Genomic DNA, 19,205 nt, shown 5'->3' on the forward strand with positions numbered 1-19,205 from the left:
CGCTGTCAGTGCCGACCTCGTCGCGCGAGGCATGTCGGGGGACTATGAGCAGCGGGCCAGCGGTGCCGGGGCGGCTCGCGCACCTTTTTCACCGCTCCTCAACAAAATTCGCCGACGGCCCTTGACCATACCCGCGCCAGCCGTTATGATTCTGGTCCTCGGAGTGTGGCGCAGTCCGGTAGCGCACCTGGTTTGGGACCAGGGGGTCCAAGGTTCGAATCCTTGTACTCCGACCAGTATTTCTTATGCAGGCTGACATTGTGGTTCTCGTCAGCCTGTCATATCCCTGCTTTATAGCTGTTTCTTTCAGTACCATCCCCTCAGCTTTCCCCTTGTTCGGCACAAGCCGGCAATCGTCATGTCAATGACGTGGCAAGGCTGCTGCCCTGGCTGGCAACGATGGCTTCGATCATTTCTTGCGAATACGGGTCGCCCTTCACCTCCGTGGCAACGATCATGGCCCGCCATAGCGCCACGATATCAACGCCCAGCTTGTCGAAGCGGGTCAAGCCGCAAGCATAAATGCCCTCATACGACGTTACCGTATCGCCCAGCTTGTCACAGCTTGCCCTCTGCGCAGCCCGATAGGCCGTGATTTGTTCCGTGCTCCACAAACCGGTTTGCTGCAAGGCTTCCAACGCCATGGCTTCGGCGCCACCTTCGTGGATCCAGGGGTTGTCCCCGCCGACGCCCCCGCGCTCGACATTCATTTGCCACAGATGCGCCATCTCGTGCGCGACGATCTTGGTCAGTAGCTCGCGCTTTTTAGGATGGTCGCCAATCAATTGCTTGCCTTCGAAGCGGTACGCAAGTTGTCCGAGCACCGCGCCGCCATTCAAGGATAGGCCGGGCGCGTCAAAGCCGACGATTCCCACCATGACGAACATCTCGTCCTGCAATCGGCGCTGGTAAGCTTTTTCATAATACCGGCCCATCGCCGCGCCGGTGTCGAGCACCGTTTCGCGCGCCCAGTCCGGGGTTTGCGGGTCGATCAGGAATACGGTGGTGCCGGAGCGGTACGGCTTTGCCGGGCCAAAATAGGCATACCCGCGTTCACCACCCGGGGCCAGCTTGTTGAGGGGCGGTGCAATCACGTTTTCCTGCCCCAGTCCGGTCAGGCGAATATCGGTTGACATGGCCGCGCTTTGTTTGCCGCGCTGCACGTCGCCCTGCAAGTGCCCCAGGAACAGGGCCACGCCGCCGTCGGTAAAGCCGTTGAAGGGCGCGTAGAATTTTTGCAACTTGCCGTTGTACCTGCCGATCTCCACGCTCAGCGTGCGAAATGGCTTGCCGCCGAGGGAAATCACGTCGAGCTCCGCGTCAGTGGTCATGCGCATGCGCGGGGTGAGAATGTTCCACGCGGTCGCGCGGTATTCGCCAACCTTGGCAAGTTTAATCGCGGTGACAGCTTGCGGGAACTGATAGTCAACCCGCCAGCTATCTTTGGCGACGTGGGTCACGTTCACTTTGACCGCGGCGTCCGGCGCTGTTGTGGCGTGCACCAAGGGCGCGCCGAGCACCAGCAGGATGGTCGCCGCATGGCGGAGAATGTGACGCAGGAACATGGCTTGCCTCGGCTCTGTAAGGAGTGGCAATCTTACCGCAATCGCAAGCCTGTGTTGCAAAATAATTAAGGATGCGGCCTCGCAAGGACGGTTGCGCTTACTTTCCCAGCTCGGGCATGAAGAGGCCCACCGCAGCGAGCAGGCAAAAAACGGCGCCGGTAAACATCCAGGCCCAATTGGCACCCGTTAGCTTGCTGTTGCTAATGCCTTGCGGATCGCCGCAGCTGATGTTGATGAACTGCTGGGCACGGTGGAAGCTGAAGTACAGCGGCACCAGCAACAACAGCGAGATGTAGTCTGTATAGGGGGAGCCGATGTTTTTCCCCGCCAGCCTGCCCATGACGTTCGACAAGATCAGCAGAGCCACCAGGAGCGTCGCGTCCGAGCTGATATTCCAATTTAGCGGGCGCATCTTTTCAATCGCATATTCTTCGACCTTGCGAAACAGCGAATGGACGAAAAAAACTGAAAAGAGCGCGCGCGGAATCGGCCAGATATTCTGGTCCTGCGAGCTGGCGTAGCGGCATCGGTCCTTGTAGCTGCTCCAGTTCTTGTAAAACCAATAGATTTGATACAGTCCCAGTGTCAGGAAGAAAAGCAATGCGAGCTTGCGCGTAGAAACGACATAGAAGGCGTTGTCGCCATCGCTGCCTGCATCGCTTCGCTTGCTCAGGTCAGCTTTCGGTGGTGCGTAGACGGAGTCGTGCATGAGGCCTTGATTGTTATGTGGATGGTGTGATCGTCAGCCGGCCAGCTTGGCCGCCAGCGCATTGCCCGCGCGGCTGGAACCCTTGCGCCCCAGGTGCTGCGCGATGAACTGCCCGGCGTCGACCACCATGTCCAAATCGATGCCGGTCGCAATCCCCAGCCCGTGCAGCATGTACAGCACGTCTTCGGTGGCCACATTGCCGGTCGCGCCCTTGGCGTACGGGCAGCCGCCCAGGCCCGACACCGACGAATGGAAAATCGACACGCCCACTTCCAGGCTGGCGTAAATGTTGGCCAGCGCTTGCCCGTAGGTATCGTGAAAGTGCCCGGAAATGCGATCGATGTGAAATTCTCCGGCGGCGCGCAGCATGACGGCCTGCGTCTTGCGCGGCGTGCCTACGCCGATGGTGTCGGCAATGTCGATCTCGTCGCACCCCAGTTCGCGCATGCGGCCCACCACGTCGGCCACCGCGTCGAGCGGCACCTCGCCCTGGTACGGGCAGCCAAAGGCGCAACTGATGCTGCCGCGCAGGCGCAGGCCCCGTTCCTTGGCGGCCTTGGCCACGCCTTCGAAACGGGCGATCGATTCGGCGATCGAGCAGTTGATGTTCTTTTGCGAAAATGCCTCCGAGGCCGAGCCGAAGATCACCACTTCATCGGCGCGCGCCGCGAGCGCAGCGTCGAACCCTTGCATGTTCGGCGTGAGCGCGGAGTACAGCGTCCCGGGACGGCGCGCAATGCCGGCCATTACTTCGGCGCTGGTGGCCATTTGCGGCACCCACTTGGGCGACACGAAGGAGGCGGCCTCGATGTTGGCAAAACCGGCCCGCGACAGGCGATCCACCAGGTCGATTTTCACGCTGGCCGGCACCGACTGCTTTTCGTTCTGCAAGCCGTCGCGGGGACCGACTTCAACGATCTTGACGTGGGTTGGTAACGATGGGAGTGTCATGATGGGAGCCTCTTGTTCGATTTTTTTGGATCAATATCCAGCGTGACGATCCACCAGGTCCGCCACCGCTTCGCCACGTTCGAGCGCAACGATTTTTTCTGCAATCTGGGCCGCGCTCACGTCAGGTAGTGTCAGCGCCGCCACGTGCGGTGTCAAGCTGATACGGGGCTCGTCCCAGAACGGATGGGGCGCCGGCAGCGGCTCGCTGCGAAATACATCCAGCGTGGCGCCGGCAATATGGCCTTTGCGCACCAGCGCCAGCAAGTCCGTTTCGGCCACGTGGGCGCCGCGGCCCACGTTGATCAGGTAGGCGCCTTGGGGCAGCAGCGATAGACGCCGGCGCTCGAGCAGGTTGGCGGTGTCGGGCGTGAGCGGCAGCATGCACACCAGCACGCGGGTGCCGCGCAAAAAATCGTCCAGGCCGTCGGCGCCGTGGAAGCATTGGACGCCGTCGATCTGTTTGGCGCTGCGGCTCCAGCCGCGCAGTGGAAAATCAAAGGCGGCCAGTGCCGCCAGTACGCGCCGTCCCAGTACGCCCGCGCCCATCACGCCGATTGAAAAATCCGCTTTTTCAAACTGGGGCAATGGCTGCCAGATGCCGCGCCGCGCCTGCGCTTCGTATTCGTCAAAGCGGCGAAAGTAGCGCAGCACCGCGTAGGCCACGTATTCGGCCATCTGTGCGGCCATGCCGGCGTCGCCCAGGCGGATGATGGGCACTTGCGGCAGCTGGTCGGCAAATTTCATGATGCCGTCAACGCCCGCGCCGGTGACGAAGATCGCCTTGACGTGGGCCAGGTGCTCGAGCATGGCCGCAGGCGGGGCCCAGGTCACCGCGTAGTCGCACGCAGCGATGGCCGCGCCTTCTTGCCAGACGATGACGTCCGCTTGCGGGAGCGCGGCGGCAAAGCCGCGCAGCCAGGGTTCGGTGACGCCGTCGGCGCGGTGGAGGAGGATGCGCATATTTTCCAGTCGGCTTGACCACATCGTCCTCGCGAAAGAAGCAGTTGCAAAAGTCGTAGATCGGAAAAGCGAAGGCGCATTCCGACATGCTCGCGCCCCGGCGACGCCGTCGGAATGCGCTGCGCTTTTCCGACCTACCCTTTTGCAACTGCTTCTTTCGCGAGGACGATGTAGGTTTGAGGTTGTTGTGTGCTTACGCTGCGGTCTTGAACGCCAGCAGCGGGGCCCCATCGGCCACCTGGTCGCCCACCTGGTACAAGATTTCCTCCACCAGCCCATCGCTCGGCGCGGCGATGGTGTGCTCCATCTTCATCGCTTCCATGATCACCAGGGGATCGCCCTTTTTCACCTGCTGCCCTTTGCTGGCCAGTACCGCCACCACCTTGCCCGGCATCGGCGCCGTCAGCCGCCCGCCCGCCGCTTCTACTTCGCCGGCATGCGCCATCGGGTCGTTGTAGGTCAGCTGGAAGTGTCGCCCACCGGTGAAAACATGGAACACCTCGCCATCGCGGCGCACCGTGCCGTGGATCGACGTGGCGCCCAGCTTGACCGACAAGTTCGCGCCTTCGCGCGCCGTCACCGACAGCGCCGCATCGATGCCGTTGACGATCAAGTCCCAGCCGTGCGCATGGTAAGTGAGCGCCACGGTATAGGCTTTCACGTCCCGGCTGGCGGTGTACTCGTCGGCGAACGAGAGCTGGCGCTGGTAGGCGCTGTTCAGGCGCCAGCCAAGGGCATTGCCCCACGGGTCGGCCGGGTTGGCCGACTGCGCCGCCGACGCATCCTTCTCCGCTTCGATCAGCGCGACGGCGGCCAGCGCCAGCGCACCGACGGGAGCGGACTTCGGCGCTGGAAACAGCGTGTCGCCGTTACGCTCGATCAGGCCGGTGTCCAGGTCCGCGCTGGAGAACGCGGCGCCTTCCACCAGCCGCTTGAGAAAGGCGATGTTACTGGCCAGCCCCACCAGCTGGAATTCGGCCAGCGCCTGCGACATGCGCGCGAGCGCCTGCTTGCGGTCCGCGCCCCATACGATCAGCTTGGCGATCATCGGATCGTAGAACGGCGAAATGGCGTCGCCTTCGCGCACGCCGGAGTCGATGCGCACTGCTGCGGGTGATCCGCCGGGCGTGCCGCCCAGTTCAAAATTGACCGCGTCCGGGGTATCCATGTTGCGCAGCGTGCCGATCGACGGCAGGAAGCCCTTTTCAGGGTTTTCCGCATAGATGCGCGCTTCGATCGCGTGGCCATGAATGGCCAGTTCGGACTGCATTTTTGGCAGCGGCTGGCCGGCCGCCACGCGCAGCTGCCACTCCACCAGGTCGGTACCGGTGATCATTTCGGTCACCGGGTGCTCGACCTGCAATCGCGTGTTCATCTCCATGAAGTAGAACGAACCGTCCTGGTTGGCGATGAATTCAACCGTGCCGGCGCCCACGTAACCAACCGCGCGCGCGGCCGCCACGGCAGCTTCTCCCATCGCGGCGCGCCGCTCCGGCGGCATGCCCGGCGCCGGCGCTTCTTCCAGCACCTTTTGGTGGCGGCGCTGCACCGAGCAGTCGCGCTCGTGCAGGTAGACGCAGTTGCCCAGCTGGTCGGCAAACACCTGGATCTCGATGTGGCGCGGACGCTGCAGGTATTTTTCGGCCAGTACCTTGTCGTCGCCAAAGGAACTGATCGCTTCGCGCTTGCACGAGGCCAGCGCCGCGACAAAGTCTTCCGAGCGCTCGACCACGCGCATGCCCTTGCCGCCCCCGCCCGCCGAGGCTTTGAGCAGCACCGGGTAGCCGATCCGGTCGCCCTGCTCGCGCAGGAAATCCGGATCCTGGTTCTCGCCGTGGTAGCCCGGCACCAGCGGCACATCGGCCTTTTCCATCAGCGACTTGGCGGCCGACTTGGAACCCATGGCCCGCATGCTTGCGCCGGGCGGCCCGATAAACACCAGGCCTGCTTCGACGCAGGCGTCGGCAAAGTCGGCGTTCTCGGATAAAAATCCATAACCCGGGTGCACCGCCTGGGCGCCGGTGGCCAGCGCCACGGCGATGATCCTGTCGCCGCACAGGTAACTCTCCTTGGCCGCGGCAGGACCGATGTTCACCGCTTCATCGCACACCGCCACGTGTTTTGAATTCGCATCCGCATCCGAATACACGGCCACGGTCTTGATGCCCATGCGGCGCGCGGTGGCGGCGACCCGGCATGCGATTTCGCCACGGTTGGCGATGAGGATTTTAGTGAACATTATGCGTTTCCGTTTTGTGTTTGGAGTGGTTCGATCAGCCGCCGCAAGATGCTTTTGGCGCCTTGTCGAGCGTGGATGCGCGCGTCACCAGGCCCAGCTTGGCCAGCAGGACGCGGTCGTCTTCGGCTTCCGGATTGTCGGTGGTGAGCAGCTTGTCGCCGTAGAAAATCGAATTGGCGCCCGCCAAAAAGCACATCGCCTGCACCGCTTCGCCCATCTGGCGCCGGCCGGCCGACAAGCGCACGCGCGCCTGCGGCATGGTGATGCGCGCCACGGCGATGGTGCGCACGAATTCGAACGGGTCGAGCGGGTCCAGGCCATGCAGCGGCGTGCCTTCGACCTGCACCAGGTGGTTGACCGGCACCGATTCCGGATAAGGATTGAGGTTGGCCAGCTGGGCGATCAGCCCGGCGCGCTGCAGGCGCGATTCGCCCATGCCGACGATGCCGCCGCAGCACACCTTCAGGCCGGCGCTGCGCACCCGGCCCAGCGTGTCCAGGCGGTCCTGGTATTCGCGGGTCGAGATCACGTTGCTGTAGAACTCAGGCGCGGTGTCGAGGTTGTGGTTGTAGTAGTCCAGGCCGGCGTTCTTCAGGCGGTCAGCCTGGCCTTCCTCGAGCATGCCCAGCGTGGCGCAGGTTTCCAGGCCCAGTGCCTTTACTTCGCGCACCATCTCTTCGACCTTTTCCATGTCGCGCTCTTTCGGGCTGCGCCAGGCCGCGCCCATGCAAAAGCGCGTGGCGCCGTTGGCCTTGGCCTGGCGCGCGGCGTCGAGCACGGTGTCGATGCCGAGGATCTTCTTCGCTTCCACACCGGTGTCGTAACGCGCCGCCTGCGGGCAGTAGCTGCAGTCTTCCTCGCAGCCGCCGGTCTTGATCGACAACAGCGTCGCCAGTTCCACGTCGCCCGCCGGGAAATGCGCGCGGTGCACGTTTTGCGCCTTGAACATCAGGTCGGCGAACGGCAGGTCGAACAGCGCCAGCACGTCGGCCAGCGGCCAGGTGGCGGCGTCGGGCAAGGTGATGGCGGGCGCAGGCGCGTGGAAAGAGACGGCGGTGGTTTGGGTCATATTGGTTCCTTCAGGGTTCAGTCGTTCAGTCTCGCTTGGAGGGAAAGCCGGGCAGTCCCGCGAGATCAATAAATTTGGCCGCTTCTGCAGCCGTCGCGTTGTTCAGGTAAGGCACGCGTCCCAGCATCGGGGCCGGGATGCGCGCGGCCAGCGCGGCGATGTTTTCGTCGGCAAAGCACATGTCGGGGTCGATCTCGTTGACCACCCAGCCGGCCAGCACCAGGTCGCGCCGCACGATCGCTTCAATCGTCAGCAGCGCGTGGCTCAGGCAGCCAAGGCGCAGGCCCACCACCAGGATCACCGGCAGGTTCAGTTGTTCGGCCATCTGGGCGCTGTCAAAGTCGTCCGAAAACGGCACCCGGAATCCGCCCACGCCTTCGACCACGACCGCGTCGGAGGCGGCCGCCACTTCGGCGTAGGCGGCAATGATGGGCACCGCTTCGATCGCCACGCCATCCATGGCTGCGGCGATGTGCGGTGCGCACGCCTCGCGCAGCATGTAGGGCGTGGTCAGGTTGCGCGGCAGGTTCACGTTGCCGGCGGCGACCAGCAGGTCGGCGTCTTCGTTGTGCAGTTCGCCGTCGACCATCGCCGCGCCGGCTGCCACCGGCTTCATGCCGCAGGCGCGCACGCCGCCGGCGACCAGCTTGTGCAGAATCGCGCACGAGACCAGCGTCTTGCCGATCTCGGTGTCGGTGCCGGTCACAAAGCAGCTAAAGCGCGACGGCAAGCCTTCGACGCCGAGCGCCGGTTCAGTTTCCACCACGGGTTCTTGCATGACTGCCGGTTCGGCGTCGACCATGGGGACTACGGGGACTACGGGTTCATTGAGGCTCATGGCTACTCCTCCAGTTCATTGAGCGCAGCGGCAAGCTGGGCGACTTCATCGTGGGTGTGCGCGGCGGACAGCGTCACACGCAACCGTTCCGTTCCGGGTGCTACCGTGGGCGGGCGGATGGCGGGAACCCAAAGGCCGCGTTCATACAAGGCTGCGCCCGCGCGCAGCGCTTCCTCATTGCTGCCAATGAGGATGGGCTGGATTGCCGTGTTGGACGGCACACGCTGCCAGCGCTTGAGCACGACCTCGCGGTCATACTGGGCGATCAGCGCGGCCAGGTGCTTGCGGCGTGCCGTGCCCTCGTCGCCATCAATGATGTCGATACTGGCGAGCAGCGCATGCGCCAGCGCCGGCGGCGCCGCGGTCGTGTAGATGTAAGCGCGCGCGCGCTGGATCATCAGTTCGATCACGCTCGCGTGCGCGGCGACGAACGCCCCGCCCACGCCGGCAGCTTTGCCCAAAGTGCCCATGTAGACCAGGTTGGCCGAGCGCAGGCCAAAGTGCTCGAACGCGCCGCGGCCATGGTCGCCCAGGATGCCAAAGCCATGCGCGTCGTCCACGACCAGCCAGGCGCCGTGCCGTTCGCACAGCGCCAGCATGCCGGCCAGCGGCGCAATATCGCCGTCCATGCTGAACACGCTGTCGGTGACCACCACCTTGCTGGTGGCATTGCTGGCGTCCAGCAGGGCGCCCAGGGCATTGAGCTCGCAATGGGCGAACACTTTGACCTGTGCGCGCGCCAGGCGGGCGCCGTCGATGATCGATGCGTGGTTCCAGGCATCGGAAAATATCTCGGCATCGGGGTTCTCGCCCAGGGTGGTCAAGACCGCAAGGTTGGCCATGTATCCCGTGCAAAACGAGAGCGCGCGTGCCGATTCAAGATGGGGCGCCATAAATTGCGCGAGCCGCTCTTCCAGTTGCTCGTGCGCCTGGCCATGCCCGCTGATCAGGTGCGAGGCGCCGCTGCCGGCGCCGTACAGTTGCGCCCCTTCGCGCAGCGCCGCGACCACGCGCGGATGCGACGCCAGGCCCAGATAGTCATTGCTGCCAAACGAGAGCAGTGCCTGTTCGTCCACGCCCACCCTCACGCGCGCCGCGCAAGGCGTTTGCACCACCCGGCGCCGGCGCGTCAATCCTTGCGCCTCCAACTGGGCCAGCGTGCGCTCGATTTCTTCTATCATTTTCATTACGGACCAATCACCGATTCAAATACCAGTCGCGTGCGTTCGGCCAGGGCGCTGGTTTCCTCATCGTTCAAAATATACGGCGGCATCAGGTAGACGGTGCGCCCGATCGGGCGCAGCAGCAGTTCGTGTTCCAGCGCGCTGGTAAAAAAGCGGCGCGAGAATGTGGCCGCGCGCGCGGCGTCCGCCTCCACCGCATCAAAGGCCCAGATCATGCCGCGCTGGCGGAAGTGGCGCACCCGCTCGTGATTGACCAAGGGCGCCAGCGCCGCGCTCAAGCTGGCGGCGCGCAGCTTGTTATTGTTTAGCACATCGTCGTCCTCGAAAATCTGCAGCGTCGCCAGGGCGGCGCGGCAGGCCAGCGGATTGCCGGTGTACGAGTGGGAATGCAAAAAGCCGCGCGTGACGTCGGCGCTGTAGAACGCCTCATACACTTCATCGCGCGTGAGCACCAGCGAGAGCGGCAGGTAGCCGCCGCTGATGCCCTTGGACAGGCACAAAAAGTCGGGCCAGATGGCGGCCTGCTCGCAGGCAAAAAACGTACCGGTGCGCCCGCACCCGACCGCGATCTCGTCGAGGATCATGTGCACCGAATGGCGGTCGCACAGTTCGCGCACCAGCGACAGGTACAGCGGGTCGTGCATGGCCATGCCGGTGGCGCACTGCACCAGCGGCTCGATGATGATCGCGGCGATCTGGTCGGCCCGTTCCAGGAACAGGTTTTCGACATCCTGCGCGGCGCGGCGCGCCACATCCTGCGCGCTTTCGCCAGGCAGCGCGCCGCGCGCGTCCGGGGAGGCGACCACGCGCGCCGAACGCAGCAGCGGGCCGTAGGCATCCTTGAACAGCGCCACGTCGGTCACGGCCAGCGCCCCGATGGTCTCGCCGTGATAGCTGCCCTTCAGGCACACGAATTCCTGCTTGCCTGAGCGGCCCGCATTGCGCCACGCATGGAAACTCATTTTCAGCGCGATTTCCACCGCCGACGCGCCGTCCGAGGCATAAAACGCGTGGCCCAAAACGCGCCCGGTCATGTTCGAGAGCTGCTCGGACAAGCGCACCACGGGTTCATGCGTGAAGCCGGCCAGCATGGCGTGCTCGAGCCGGTCGAGCTGGTCCTTCAGGGCCGCGTTGATGACCGGGTTGGCGTGCCCAAACAGGTTGACCCACCATGAACTGATGGCGTCCAGGTAGCGCTTGCCCTCATGGTCGTATAGCCAGACGCCGCGGCCATGGCTGACGGCGATCAAGGGCACGGTTTCGTGGTGCTGCATCTGCGTGCAGGGGTGCCATACGCTGCGCAGGCTGCGGTTGACCAAGTCTTGTGGCATCAGTTCAGCCACGACGGCTTGCGTTTTTCGAGGAACGAGGCAACGCCTTCGCGTCCTTCGTCGGACGAGCGGATGTTGGCGATGCGTTCTGCGGTGTCGACCACGAGCGCGCTGTCGACCGCCTTGCCGCTCACTTCACGCACCAGCACCTTGGCCTCGCGCACTGCGTTCGGGCTGCTGGTGACGAGCGCCTTGACGATGCTCGCGACGTGCTCGTCGAGCGCCTCGGCGGCCACGATGTCGTGCACGAAACCGATCCGGTGCGCTTCCTGGGCGGTAAATTTTTCAGCCGTCAGGAAGTAGCGCCGCGCCGCGTTCTCGCCCATGGCCTTGATCACGTAGGGCGAGATGGTGGCCGGGATCAGGCCGAGCTTGACTTCCGACAGGCAGAAAAAGGCGCCGTTGGAGGCGACCGCAATATCGCATGCCGCGACCAGGCCCATGCCGCCGGCGTAGCAGTCGCCCTGCACCTTGGCGACCACCGGCTTGGGACACAGGTAGATGGTGCGCAGCATGTCGGCCAGCTTTTCCGCGTCTTCGGCGTTTTCGGCGTGCGAATAGAGCGCCATTTTTTTCATCCAGTTCAAGTCCGCGCCGGCGCAAAATGCGGGGCCGTTTGCGGCCAGCACGATGGCGCGCACGCCGTCGTGGCGTCCCAGTTCGCTATAGGCCAGCGACAGTTCGGCGATGGTGAATTCGTTGAACGCATTGCGCACGTCGGGACGATTCAGCGTGACGGTGGCGACCATGTCCTTGACGGCGACGGTGAGAGTTTCGTATTCCATGTTCGGCTTTCCTTACATGCGGAAGACACCGAACTTGGTGTCTTCAATTGGCGCGTTCAGCGCGGCGGACAAGCCCAGGCCCAGCACCATGCGGGTGTCGGCCGGGTCGATCACGCCATCGTCCCACAGGCGCGCGGTGGCGTAGTAGGGGTGGCCCTGGTGTTCGTACTGCTCCTTGATCGGCTGCTTGAAGGCGGCTTCCTCCTCGGCCGTCCATTGTCCGCCTTTGCCCTCGATGCCGTCGCGCTTGACGGTGGCCAGCACCGACGCGGCCTGGTCGCCGCCCATGACGGAAATGCGCGCGTTAGGCCACATCCACAGAAAGCGCGGCGAGAACGCGCGCCCGCACATGCCGTAGTTGCCCGCCCCAAAGCTGCCGCCGATGATGACGGTGAACTTGGGGACGGCGGCGGTAGCGACGGCGGTGACCATCTTGGCGCCGTTACGCGCGATGCCTTCGTTTTCGTATTTGCGACCGACCATGAAGCCGGTGATGTTCTGTAAAAAGACCAGGGGGATCTTGCGCTGGCAGCACAGCTCGATGAAGTGGGTGCCCTTGAGCGCCGACTCGGAAAACAAAATGCCGTTGTTGGCGATGATGCCGACCTTGACGCCGTAGATATGGGCAAAGCCGCAGATCAGCGTGGTGCCGTAGCGCGCTTTGAATTCATCAAACTCGCTGCCGTCGACGATGCGGGCGATGACTTCGCGCACGTCGAACGGCTTGCGGGTGTCCACCGGGATCACGCCATACAGTTCTTCCGGCGCGTATGTCGGTTCGCTGGCGGTGCGCAAGGCCATTTGCTGCACCTTGGTGCGGTTCAGGTTCGAGACGATGGTGCGCGCCAGCGACAGCGCGTGCAGATCGTTTTGCGCCAAATGGTCGACCACGCCGGACAGGCGCGTGTGCACGTCGCCCCCGCCCAGGTCTTCGGCCGTGACCACTTCGCCGGTGGCCGCTTTTACCAGCGGCGGGCCGCCCAGGAAGATGGTGCCCTGGTCCTTGACGATGATCGATTCGTCGCTCATCGCCGGCACGTAGGCGCCGCCGGCGGTGCACGAACCCATCACCACGGCAATTTGCGGAATGCCCTTGGCCGACAGATTGGCCTGGTTAAAAAAGATGCGGCCGAAATGGTCGCGGTCGGGGAACACGTCATCCTGGTTGGGCAGGTTGGCGCCGCCCGAGTCGACCAGGTAAATGCACGGCAGGTTGTTCTGGTCGGCGATCTCTTGCGCGCGCAGGTGCTTCTTGACCGTCATCGGGTAGTAGGTGCCGCCCTTGACGGTGGCGTCGTTACAGACGATCACGCATTCCTGGCCGGACACGCGCCCGATGCCGGTGATGATGCCGGCCGCTGGCGCCGCGCCTTCATACATGCCGTAGGCGGCCAGCTGGGAAAACTCGAGGAAGGGCGTGCCCGGATCGAGCAGCATCTGGACGCGGTCGCGCGGCAGCAGCTTGCCGCGCGCGACATGCTTGGCGCTGGCGGCGGCGCCACCGCCCGCAGCCATGGCCGAGACCTTGGCGCGCAGGTCGTCGACGATGCTTTGCATGGCTGCCGCGTTGGCCTTGAAGTCGTCGCTGCGCGGATTGAGTTTGCTGTCGATGTGGGGCATTGCGATCCTTATTTGTCCGGGAAACTGCCGTCCAGGTAAAACCAGCGTGCTGCGCCGCCGGCCTCTTCGCGCACGAAGCGGCTCACTTCATGCAGGCGGTGAGCCCGGCCATTGATCTTGTAGCGCGCCACGAATTCTACGGTATCGGCGTTTGGTGATGCGGGTGAGTCTACTTTACGTTTACGTAAACGTAAAGTGGATTCTATCGCCAGCCCCAGCCATTGGACGCGTTCGTTTTCATCGATGATGGGCCCGGCCGGTAAGGTGTCGGGGTGCCAGGTGGCGCGCAGGTAGGGCTCGTCGCGCAGGGTGTAGGCCGTGTAGCGCGAGCGCATCAGTGCCTCGGCGCTGAGCGCGATTGCGTCGCCGGCAAGGTAGGGACCGCAGCAGGCGGCCAGTGAGGGGCCGCCGCAAGGACAGGTAGATGGTGCAGGCATGGCGCTTGGCAATATGAAAACCGTGCAATTATCCGCCATATTCGACAGGAAGGGCGGATCGCGTCTGCCGCAGCTCGCCCATGCCCGGCTGGAACGGCTCACGCCAGCGTCAGCCCATCCATGGGAATAGGCGGCGCCTTCCCGCGCATGAGGTCGGCAAGAATATGGGCCGAACCGCAGGCGAATGTGAAGCCCAGGCCGCCGTGGCCCACGTTCAGCCACAGGTTCTTGTACGGGGTGGCGCCGATCAGGGGCGCGCCGCCGGGCGTCGCCGGGCGCAGTCCCGCCCAGGCGGTCAGAGTGCCGTAATCGGCCGCATGCGGCATCATCGTGCGCACCTGGGCGATCAACCCGGCGACGCGGCGCGGGTCGATATGCGCGCTGTCGCCAACGATATCGGCCATCGCCGCCACGCGCAGCCGGTCGCCGATGCGCGCATACAGCACTTTGCGCTCGAAATCGGTGACGCTGACCTGCGGCGCCAGGTCGCCGGCGCGAATCGGCGCCGTCAGGCTGTAACCCTTGATGGGATACAAGGGCAAGTAGATACCCGCCGTCGCTGCCAGATCGCGGCTGCGAATGCCTGCCGCTAATACAAAGGCGTCCGCCGACAGCAAGCCGGTGTCTGTATCGATGCCCGCAATGTTTCCGTTCGCTAGCACGAACCCGCGCGCCCGCGCATGGACCATACCGCCAAAGCGCGGATGCACCTGCAAGCGCGCAAGCAAGGCGTGGCAAAACGCCTGGCAGTCCGCCACCGCTTCGCCGCTGTTGTAAATGCCGCCCGCCAGCAGGCCCGGCGCCCCCGCCAGGGCAGGACCAAGCGCGGGCTCGAGCGCCACGCATTGCGATGGCGTCAGTACTTGGCCAGCGTCCGCCTGGGCGGTGCTCGTCTGGCCGACGCCGGCCGCGCCTGCGACCGCCGCAGCAAACTGGCGGGGCGAGCGGTACACCACCAGCTTGCCCGCCTCGCGCCATGCAAATTGCGCCCTCGGCAGCGCGATCTCCAGTTGGACCAGCGACTGGCGGCTCAGTTCACCCAAGGCCAGCAAACGGGCAGTGGTCCGGCGGCTGATGTCGGCGCGGCAATGAGCGAGGAACTGCGCCAGCCAGCGCCACTGGCGCCGGTCAGCTTCGGGCCGAAAGCGCAGCGGGCCGTCTTGCTGGAACAGCCACTGCATGGCCTTGAGCGGCACGCCTTGGCCGGCAAACGGCGCCACATAGCGGTAGCTCAGTTGCCCGCCATTGCTGTGGCTTGCTCCCGCCGCCACCACCGGTTCTTGCTCAAGCAGCGTGACGCCAAACCCGGCCTCGAGCAGCCACCAGGCCGAAGTCAAGCCGATCACGCCGCCGCCAATGACAATTACTTGCTGCATAAGAATCTGCAATCCTTCCGTTGCCTTGATGGCCGAGTATGCACGCTAACTGTGGAAATGCCGCGCTACTTTGTTACACATCCCGGGGAAGCTCTGCCGTTTTGGGATTACACTTGAATCATCGCCACCAAGCCCACTGCGCATGTTAAAGACCGAAACCCCCGATTCGCGTCATGCCGATCTCGACCTGTACCCGACCGATGAACTGGTCGCCGTATTGATTGACGACCAGGCCAATGCCGTCAATGCGGCGCGCGCGGCAGCGCCAGCGATTGCGCGCGCGGTGGCCGCCGCCGTACCGCGCATCGCAGCGGGCGGGCGCCTGATCTACGTGGGCGCCGGCACCTCCGGCCGCCTGGGCGTGCTCGACAGCGTCGAGCTCTACCCCACTTTTTCCTGGCCGCATGAGCGCGCGCTGGCGCTGATCGCCGGCGGCCTCGACGCCATGTTCGTCGCCGTCGAAGGCGCTGAAGACGACAGCGCCCAGGGCGCGGCGGACCTGCGCGACGCCAATCCCGGCGTCAACGACGTGGTGCTCTTGCTGGCCGCTTCCGGCGCCACGCCGTACGTACTGGGTGCCTTGCGCGTGGCGCGCGAATTGGGCGCGCTGACGATCGGCTTTGCCAACAACCTAAACGCCCCCGTCGCCACCGAAGCGCAGATCGGCATCACGCTCGACACCGGTTCCGAAGTCATTTCCGGCAGCACGCGCCTGAAGGCCGGTACCTCGCAGAAAATCGCCCTGAATACTTTTTCGAGCGCTTTAATGGTGCGTTTGAACAAGGTTTATGGCAACCTGATGGTAGACTTGAAGCCGACCAACGCCAAGCTGGTGCTGCGCGCGGTTGCCCTGACGATGTACGCCACGGGCGCCGATGAACGCGCCGCCCGCGAGGTGCTGGAAGAATGCGATTTCCATGTCAAGGTGGCCATTGTGGCCCTGAGCAAAAAAACCAGTATCGACCAGGCCCGGGTGCTGCTTGAGGCGGCGCGAGGCAGCGTGCGCCAGGCGCTTGCTGCCTAGCAGCTAAGCGCTAGCAGCTTGGGACCGGCCGATCACGAAAGAACCATGCAAAAAGCGTCCGTGAACAATCCCTGGAGCTGGATTCCTTCGCTCTATTTTGGCCAAGCAATTCCCTACGTCGTCGTGATGGCACTGTCGGTCATCATTTACAAGGACTTCGGGGTCAGCAACGACGACATCGCCTTCTACACCAGCTGGCTGTATTTGCCTTGGGTCATCAAGCCGCTGTGGTCTCCCTTCATCGACATGTTCCGCACCAAGCGCTGGTGGACGGTGAGCATGCAGTTCATCATTGGCGCGGCGCTGGCTTCGGTGGCGCTGACCACGCCTTTGCCGGGTTTTTTCCAAATCAGCCTGGCCATTTTGTGGCTGATGGCATTTAGCTCGGCAACCCATGACATCGCGGCCGACGGCTTTTACATGCTGGCCCTGCCGCAAGACCAGCAAGCCTCATTCGTGGGGGTGCGCAGCACCTTTTACCGGCTGGCAAATATTGCCGGCCAGGGTGGACTGGTGTATCTGGCCGGGAAAATCACCGAGCGCACGGGCGACAAAGCCTTTGCCTGGACCATCTCGCTGTCCATCCTCGCACTCATCTTTTTGTCGCTGTGGGTGTATCACAGTTTTATCCTGCCGCGCCCGGAGAGCGACCGCAAGGTGATCCAGGGTGACCATTACATCAAGGAATATTTTGCCACCTTCGGCGCCTTTTTCGCACGCAAGGACATTTTGCTGGTGCTCGGTTTCATCTTGACATTCCGGCTAGGGGAATCGCAGCTGATCAAGATGGTGGTGCCGTTTTTGCGGGATCCCCTGGCCAAGGGCGGCCTGGGATTGTCGACCGCGCAGGTAGGCTTGGTGTATGGCACCGTCGGCGTGCTGTTCCTGACGCTGGGAGGCTTGCTGGGAGGCTACTTCATATCCCGAGTGGGGCTCAAGCGCGCGCTCTGGCCGATGGTGTTCGCGGTCCACGTGCCGGACCTGATGTTTGTCGCCCTGTCTGCCTACATGTCGCAAGATATCGTTGTCATCTCGGCCGGCATCGCGCTCGAGCAATTCGGCTACGGCTTCGGCTTCGCTGCGCTGCTGCTGTACATGATCATGGTGGCCGACGGCGTGCACAAGACGGCCCATTATGCGATCTGCACCGGCCTGATGGCGATGGGGATGATGATTCCGGGTATGTACAGCGGCCGCGTCCAGGAGTACCTGGGCTATCACCAGTTCTTCATCTACATTTGCGCGATGACGCTGCCGGCGTTCCTGATGGCCGCGCTGGTCAAGATCGATCCGGAGTTCGGGAAAAAGGCGCCGGCCTCGTCGGCCTAGTTTTACATGTCGTCGATGGCGGCGCATGCGCCGGACCGAACTCCAGCGAAAGCCAGTTTGCTTTATGCTTCGCCATCTTGCCCACGATGCAGCCAATGCGCGCGCCGGCGACAACCATATTGAGGACCGGTTTTGCAGCCTAATTTGAAGAAACGCGCTTTCGCGCTGGCAGGCATGGCGGGCGCGCTGACGCTCGGCGGCCTGGTTACCAGCTGTACCACGACCACCCCGGCCGTCAAGCCGACGCCGCCCGCACCGGCCAAGCCGCTCAAGAGTCCGGGCGCGCCCACCCCCGTGCCGCCATCGGCCGACCTGAACGCTCCGCCGGCGCCGCGCGAGTTTCGCGCCGCCTGGGTGTCCACCGTGGCCAATATCGACTGGCCCAGCAAGTCGAATTTGTCGGCCTTGCAGCAGCAGGCCGAAGCCATCGCCATTCTCGACCGTGCCAAGGCATTGAACCTGAACGCCATCGTGCTGCAGGTGCGCCCCGGCGCCGACGCCATCTATGCGTCCGACATCGAGCCGTGGAGCGAATACCTGAGCGGCGCGCAAGGCAAGGCGCCGCAGCCCTGGTACGACCCGCTCAAGTTCTGGGTCGCCCAGGCACACGCGCGCGGGCTGGAACTGCACGCCTGGTTCAATCCCTACCGGGCGCGCCACGCCACGGCCAAGTCGCCGGTGGCGCCCAACCACATTTCCAGAACCAGCCCGCAGGCGGTCAAGTCGTACGGACGCTTTTTATGGATGGATCCGGCCGAAGAAGCGGCGTCGAAGCAGACGCTGGCCGTGATTCTCGACGTCGTCAAGCGCTACGACATCGACGGCGTGCACATCGACGATTATTTTTACCCCTACCCGATCGAGCAGGGCTCCGAAGGCGCGCTGGAAGGCGGCGGCGGCAAGGGCGAACTCGATTTTCCGGACCAGCCGGCGTGGCAGCGCTACATCGGCGGCGGCGGCACGCTGGCACGCGCCGATTGGCGGCGCCAGAACGTCAACCAGCTGATCGAAGCGCTGTACAAGGGCATCCACGCCGAAAAAAGCTGGGTGCGCTTTGGCATCAGCCCGTTCGGCATCGGCAAGCCGGAGCGCCGTCCGAGCGGGATCGTCGGCTTTAGCCAGTACGACCGGCTGTATGCGGACGCCGAGCTGTGGCTTGAAAACGGCTGGCTCGATTATTTTTCGCCGCAGCTGTACTGGCCCGTCAGCCAGACGGCGCAGGCCTACGGCACGCTGCTCGACTACTGGCTGGCGCAAAACCGGCACGCCCGCCATGTCTGGCCGGGCCTGTTCACCAGCCGCATTGGCGCCTCGAGCAAAGCCTTTACGGCCGACGAAATCGTCAGGCAGATCGGCGTCACGCGCAGCCGTCCGAACGCGACCGGCCACGTTCACTTCAGCATGGCCGCGCTGATGGACAACCGCCAGGGCATCGGCGACCAGCTCAAGGCCGGCCAGTACGCCGGCCAGGCGCTGGTGCCGGCCACGCCATGGCTGCGCACCGAGCCGGCCACAGTACCGGGGGTGCTCGTCAGGCGCGCCGGCGCCGCGGTCAGCCTCAGGCTGGCCGCGGGCAAGGGGACGGCGCACTACGCGATCTGGTCGCGCCAGGGCGGCACGTGGCGTTTTGCCGCGGCCCCCGCATCCCAGACCGAGTGGAATGCGCCGGCCGACGCCGACGCCTTTGTCGTCAGCGCGGTCGACCGGCTTGGCAACGAGAGCGCGCGCGTTTCGTTGGCCGCTGTGGCCGAGGCGCCGGCCGCCAAAGCCAAATAGCAGGGCAAGCTT

General features: G+C 64.2%; 16 protein-coding genes and 1 tRNA gene. 4 read left to right on the forward strand and 13 right to left on the reverse strand.

The annotated features are described in order from the left end of the window. The first annotated feature begins 159 nt into the window (after nt 1–159). A tRNA-Pro gene (locus ACP7D4_RS13260) sits at nt 160–236 on the forward strand. A gap of 120 nt (nt 237–356) precedes the next feature. Here the strand turns inward: ACP7D4_RS13260 and ACP7D4_RS13265 are convergent. The 13 genes from ACP7D4_RS13265 to ACP7D4_RS13325 all read right to left on the reverse strand — a co-directional run bounded on the left by ACP7D4_RS13265 (nt 357) and on the right by ACP7D4_RS13325 (nt 15,064). Then, complete coding sequence (locus ACP7D4_RS13265; RefSeq protein WP_426209510.1) at nt 357–1,565, reverse strand: hypothetical protein; 1,209 nt, start codon at nt 1,563–1,565, stop codon at nt 357–359. A 97-nt stretch (nt 1,566–1,662) separates the two neighbouring features. Then, on the reverse strand, nt 1,663–2,274 hold the full coding sequence (locus tag ACP7D4_RS13270) for a hypothetical protein (RefSeq protein ID WP_426209512.1): 612 nt from the start codon (nt 2,272–2,274) through the stop codon (nt 1,663–1,665). Nucleotides 2,275–2,307: 33 nt separating this feature from the next. Next, the gene (locus ACP7D4_RS13275) at nt 2,308–3,225 is read right to left on the reverse strand and encodes a hydroxymethylglutaryl-CoA lyase (RefSeq protein WP_426209513.1); all 918 of its coding nucleotides are present in this window, start codon (nt 3,223–3,225) and stop codon (nt 2,308–2,310) included. Nucleotides 3,226–3,255: 30 nt separating this feature from the next. After that, a complete protein-coding gene (locus ACP7D4_RS13280) occupies nt 3,256–4,185 on the reverse strand; it encodes a 2-hydroxyacid dehydrogenase (protein WP_426209515.1) in 930 nt (309 codons plus the stop codon). Between the two features lie 193 nt (nt 4,186–4,378). Next, entirely contained in the window at nt 4,379–6,424 is a 2,046-nt protein-coding gene (locus ACP7D4_RS13285) for an acetyl/propionyl/methylcrotonyl-CoA carboxylase subunit alpha (protein ID WP_426209516.1), read from the reverse strand. 34 nt (nt 6,425–6,458) lie between these two features. Continuing rightward, nucleotides 6,459–7,493, reverse strand: a complete 1,035-nt coding sequence (gene bioB / locus ACP7D4_RS13290) for a biotin synthase BioB (RefSeq protein WP_426103756.1) — start codon at nt 7,491–7,493, stop codon at nt 6,459–6,461. Between the two features lie 25 nt (nt 7,494–7,518). Continuing rightward, nucleotides 7,519–8,331 carry a dethiobiotin synthase gene (gene bioD, locus ACP7D4_RS13295; protein ID WP_426209517.1) on the reverse strand — a complete coding sequence of 271 codons (813 nt, stop codon included), beginning with the start codon at nt 8,329–8,331 and terminating at the stop codon, nt 7,519–7,521. A gap of 2 nt (nt 8,332–8,333) precedes the next feature. After that, entirely contained in the window at nt 8,334–9,518 is a 1,185-nt protein-coding gene (bioF, locus tag ACP7D4_RS13300; protein WP_426209518.1) for an 8-amino-7-oxononanoate synthase, read from the reverse strand. Next, on the reverse strand, nt 9,518–10,846 hold the full coding sequence (gene bioA, locus ACP7D4_RS13305; RefSeq protein WP_426209520.1) for an adenosylmethionine--8-amino-7-oxononanoate transaminase: 1,329 nt from the start codon (nt 10,844–10,846) through the stop codon (nt 9,518–9,520). Before bioA ends, bioF begins: the two co-directional genes overlap by 1 nt. Then, nucleotides 10,846–11,631 carry an enoyl-CoA hydratase/isomerase family protein gene (locus ACP7D4_RS13310; RefSeq protein WP_426209522.1) on the reverse strand — a complete coding sequence of 262 codons (786 nt, stop codon included), beginning with the start codon at nt 11,629–11,631 and terminating at the stop codon, nt 10,846–10,848. The genes bioA and ACP7D4_RS13310 overlap by 1 nt, the downstream gene beginning before the upstream one ends. Nucleotides 11,632–11,643: 12 nt before the next feature. Beyond that, nucleotides 11,644–13,251, reverse strand: coding sequence for a carboxyl transferase domain-containing protein (locus tag ACP7D4_RS13315; protein WP_426209523.1), 1,608 nt, complete (start codon nt 13,249–13,251; stop codon nt 11,644–11,646). 8 nt (nt 13,252–13,259) lie between these two features. Continuing rightward, nucleotides 13,260–13,688: a YchJ family protein gene (locus tag ACP7D4_RS13320; RefSeq protein WP_426103750.1), complete on the reverse strand. Its 429-nt coding sequence runs from the start codon at nt 13,686–13,688 to the stop codon at nt 13,260–13,262. 98 nt (nt 13,689–13,786) lie between these two features. Then, nucleotides 13,787–15,064 carry a D-amino acid dehydrogenase gene (locus ACP7D4_RS13325; protein ID WP_426209525.1) on the reverse strand — a complete coding sequence of 426 codons (1,278 nt, stop codon included), beginning with the start codon at nt 15,062–15,064 and terminating at the stop codon, nt 13,787–13,789. 142 nt (nt 15,065–15,206) lie between these two features. On the opposite strand from ACP7D4_RS13325, the gene ACP7D4_RS13330 reads away from it, so the two are divergent. The 3 genes from ACP7D4_RS13330 to ACP7D4_RS13340 all read left to right on the forward strand — a co-directional run bounded on the left by ACP7D4_RS13330 (nt 15,207) and on the right by ACP7D4_RS13340 (nt 19,193). After that, the gene (locus tag ACP7D4_RS13330; RefSeq protein ID WP_426209527.1) at nt 15,207–16,088 is read left to right on the forward strand and encodes an N-acetylmuramic acid 6-phosphate etherase; all 882 of its coding nucleotides are present in this window, start codon (nt 15,207–15,209) and stop codon (nt 16,086–16,088) included. 45 nt (nt 16,089–16,133) lie between these two features. Continuing rightward, nucleotides 16,134–17,417: an MFS transporter gene (locus ACP7D4_RS13335; RefSeq protein ID WP_426209528.1), complete on the forward strand. Its 1,284-nt coding sequence runs from the start codon at nt 16,134–16,136 to the stop codon at nt 17,415–17,417. A 132-nt stretch (nt 17,418–17,549) separates the two neighbouring features. After that, nucleotides 17,550–19,193, forward strand: coding sequence for a glycoside hydrolase family 10 protein (locus ACP7D4_RS13340; RefSeq protein WP_426209529.1), 1,644 nt, complete (start codon nt 17,550–17,552; stop codon nt 19,191–19,193). Nucleotides 19,194–19,205: the final 12 nt, after the last annotated feature.

It is taken from the genome of Massilia sp. TWP1-3-3 (assembly GCF_049897805.1).
GTDB lineage: Bacteria > Pseudomonadota > Gammaproteobacteria > Burkholderiales > Burkholderiaceae_D > Telluria_A.

Excerpts from the sequence above, each read along its gene's own strand:
- ACP7D4_RS13265 (WP_426209510.1), bottom strand. The coding sequence starts at position 1,565 with ATGTTCCTGCGTCACATTCTCCGCCATGCGGCGACCATCCTGCTGGTG.
- ACP7D4_RS13270 (WP_426209512.1), bottom strand. The coding sequence starts at position 2,274 with ATGCACGACTCCGTCTACGCACCACCGAAAGCTGACCTGAGCAAGCGA.
- ACP7D4_RS13275 (WP_426209513.1), bottom strand. The coding sequence starts at position 3,225 with ATGACACTCCCATCGTTACCAACCCACGTCAAGATCGTTGAAGTCGGT.
- ACP7D4_RS13280 (WP_426209515.1), bottom strand. The coding sequence starts at position 4,185 with ATGCGCATCCTCCTCCACCGCGCCGACGGCGTCACCGAACCCTGGCTG.
- ACP7D4_RS13285 (WP_426209516.1), bottom strand. The coding sequence starts at position 6,424 with ATGTTCACTAAAATCCTCATCGCCAACCGTGGCGAAATCGCATGCCGG.
- bioB (WP_426103756.1), bottom strand. The coding sequence starts at position 7,493 with ATGACCCAAACCACCGCCGTCTCTTTCCACGCGCCTGCGCCCGCCATC.
- bioD (WP_426209517.1), bottom strand. The coding sequence starts at position 8,331 with ATGAGCCTCAATGAACCCGTAGTCCCCGTAGTCCCCATGGTCGACGCC.
- bioF (WP_426209518.1), bottom strand. The coding sequence starts at position 9,518 with ATGAAAATGATAGAAGAAATCGAGCGCACGCTGGCCCAGTTGGAGGCG.
- bioA (WP_426209520.1), bottom strand. The coding sequence starts at position 10,846 with ATGCCACAAGACTTGGTCAACCGCAGCCTGCGCAGCGTATGGCACCCC.
- ACP7D4_RS13310 (WP_426209522.1), bottom strand. The coding sequence starts at position 11,631 with ATGGAATACGAAACTCTCACCGTCGCCGTCAAGGACATGGTCGCCACC.
- ACP7D4_RS13315 (WP_426209523.1), bottom strand. The coding sequence starts at position 13,251 with ATGCCCCACATCGACAGCAAACTCAATCCGCGCAGCGACGACTTCAAG.
- ACP7D4_RS13320 (WP_426103750.1), bottom strand. The coding sequence starts at position 13,688 with ATGCCTGCACCATCTACCTGTCCTTGCGGCGGCCCCTCACTGGCCGCC.
- ACP7D4_RS13325 (WP_426209525.1), bottom strand. The coding sequence starts at position 15,064 with ATGCAGCAAGTAATTGTCATTGGCGGCGGCGTGATCGGCTTGACTTCG.
- ACP7D4_RS13330 (WP_426209527.1), top strand. The coding sequence starts at position 15,207 with ATGTTAAAGACCGAAACCCCCGATTCGCGTCATGCCGATCTCGACCTG.
- ACP7D4_RS13335 (WP_426209528.1), top strand. The coding sequence starts at position 16,134 with ATGCAAAAAGCGTCCGTGAACAATCCCTGGAGCTGGATTCCTTCGCTC.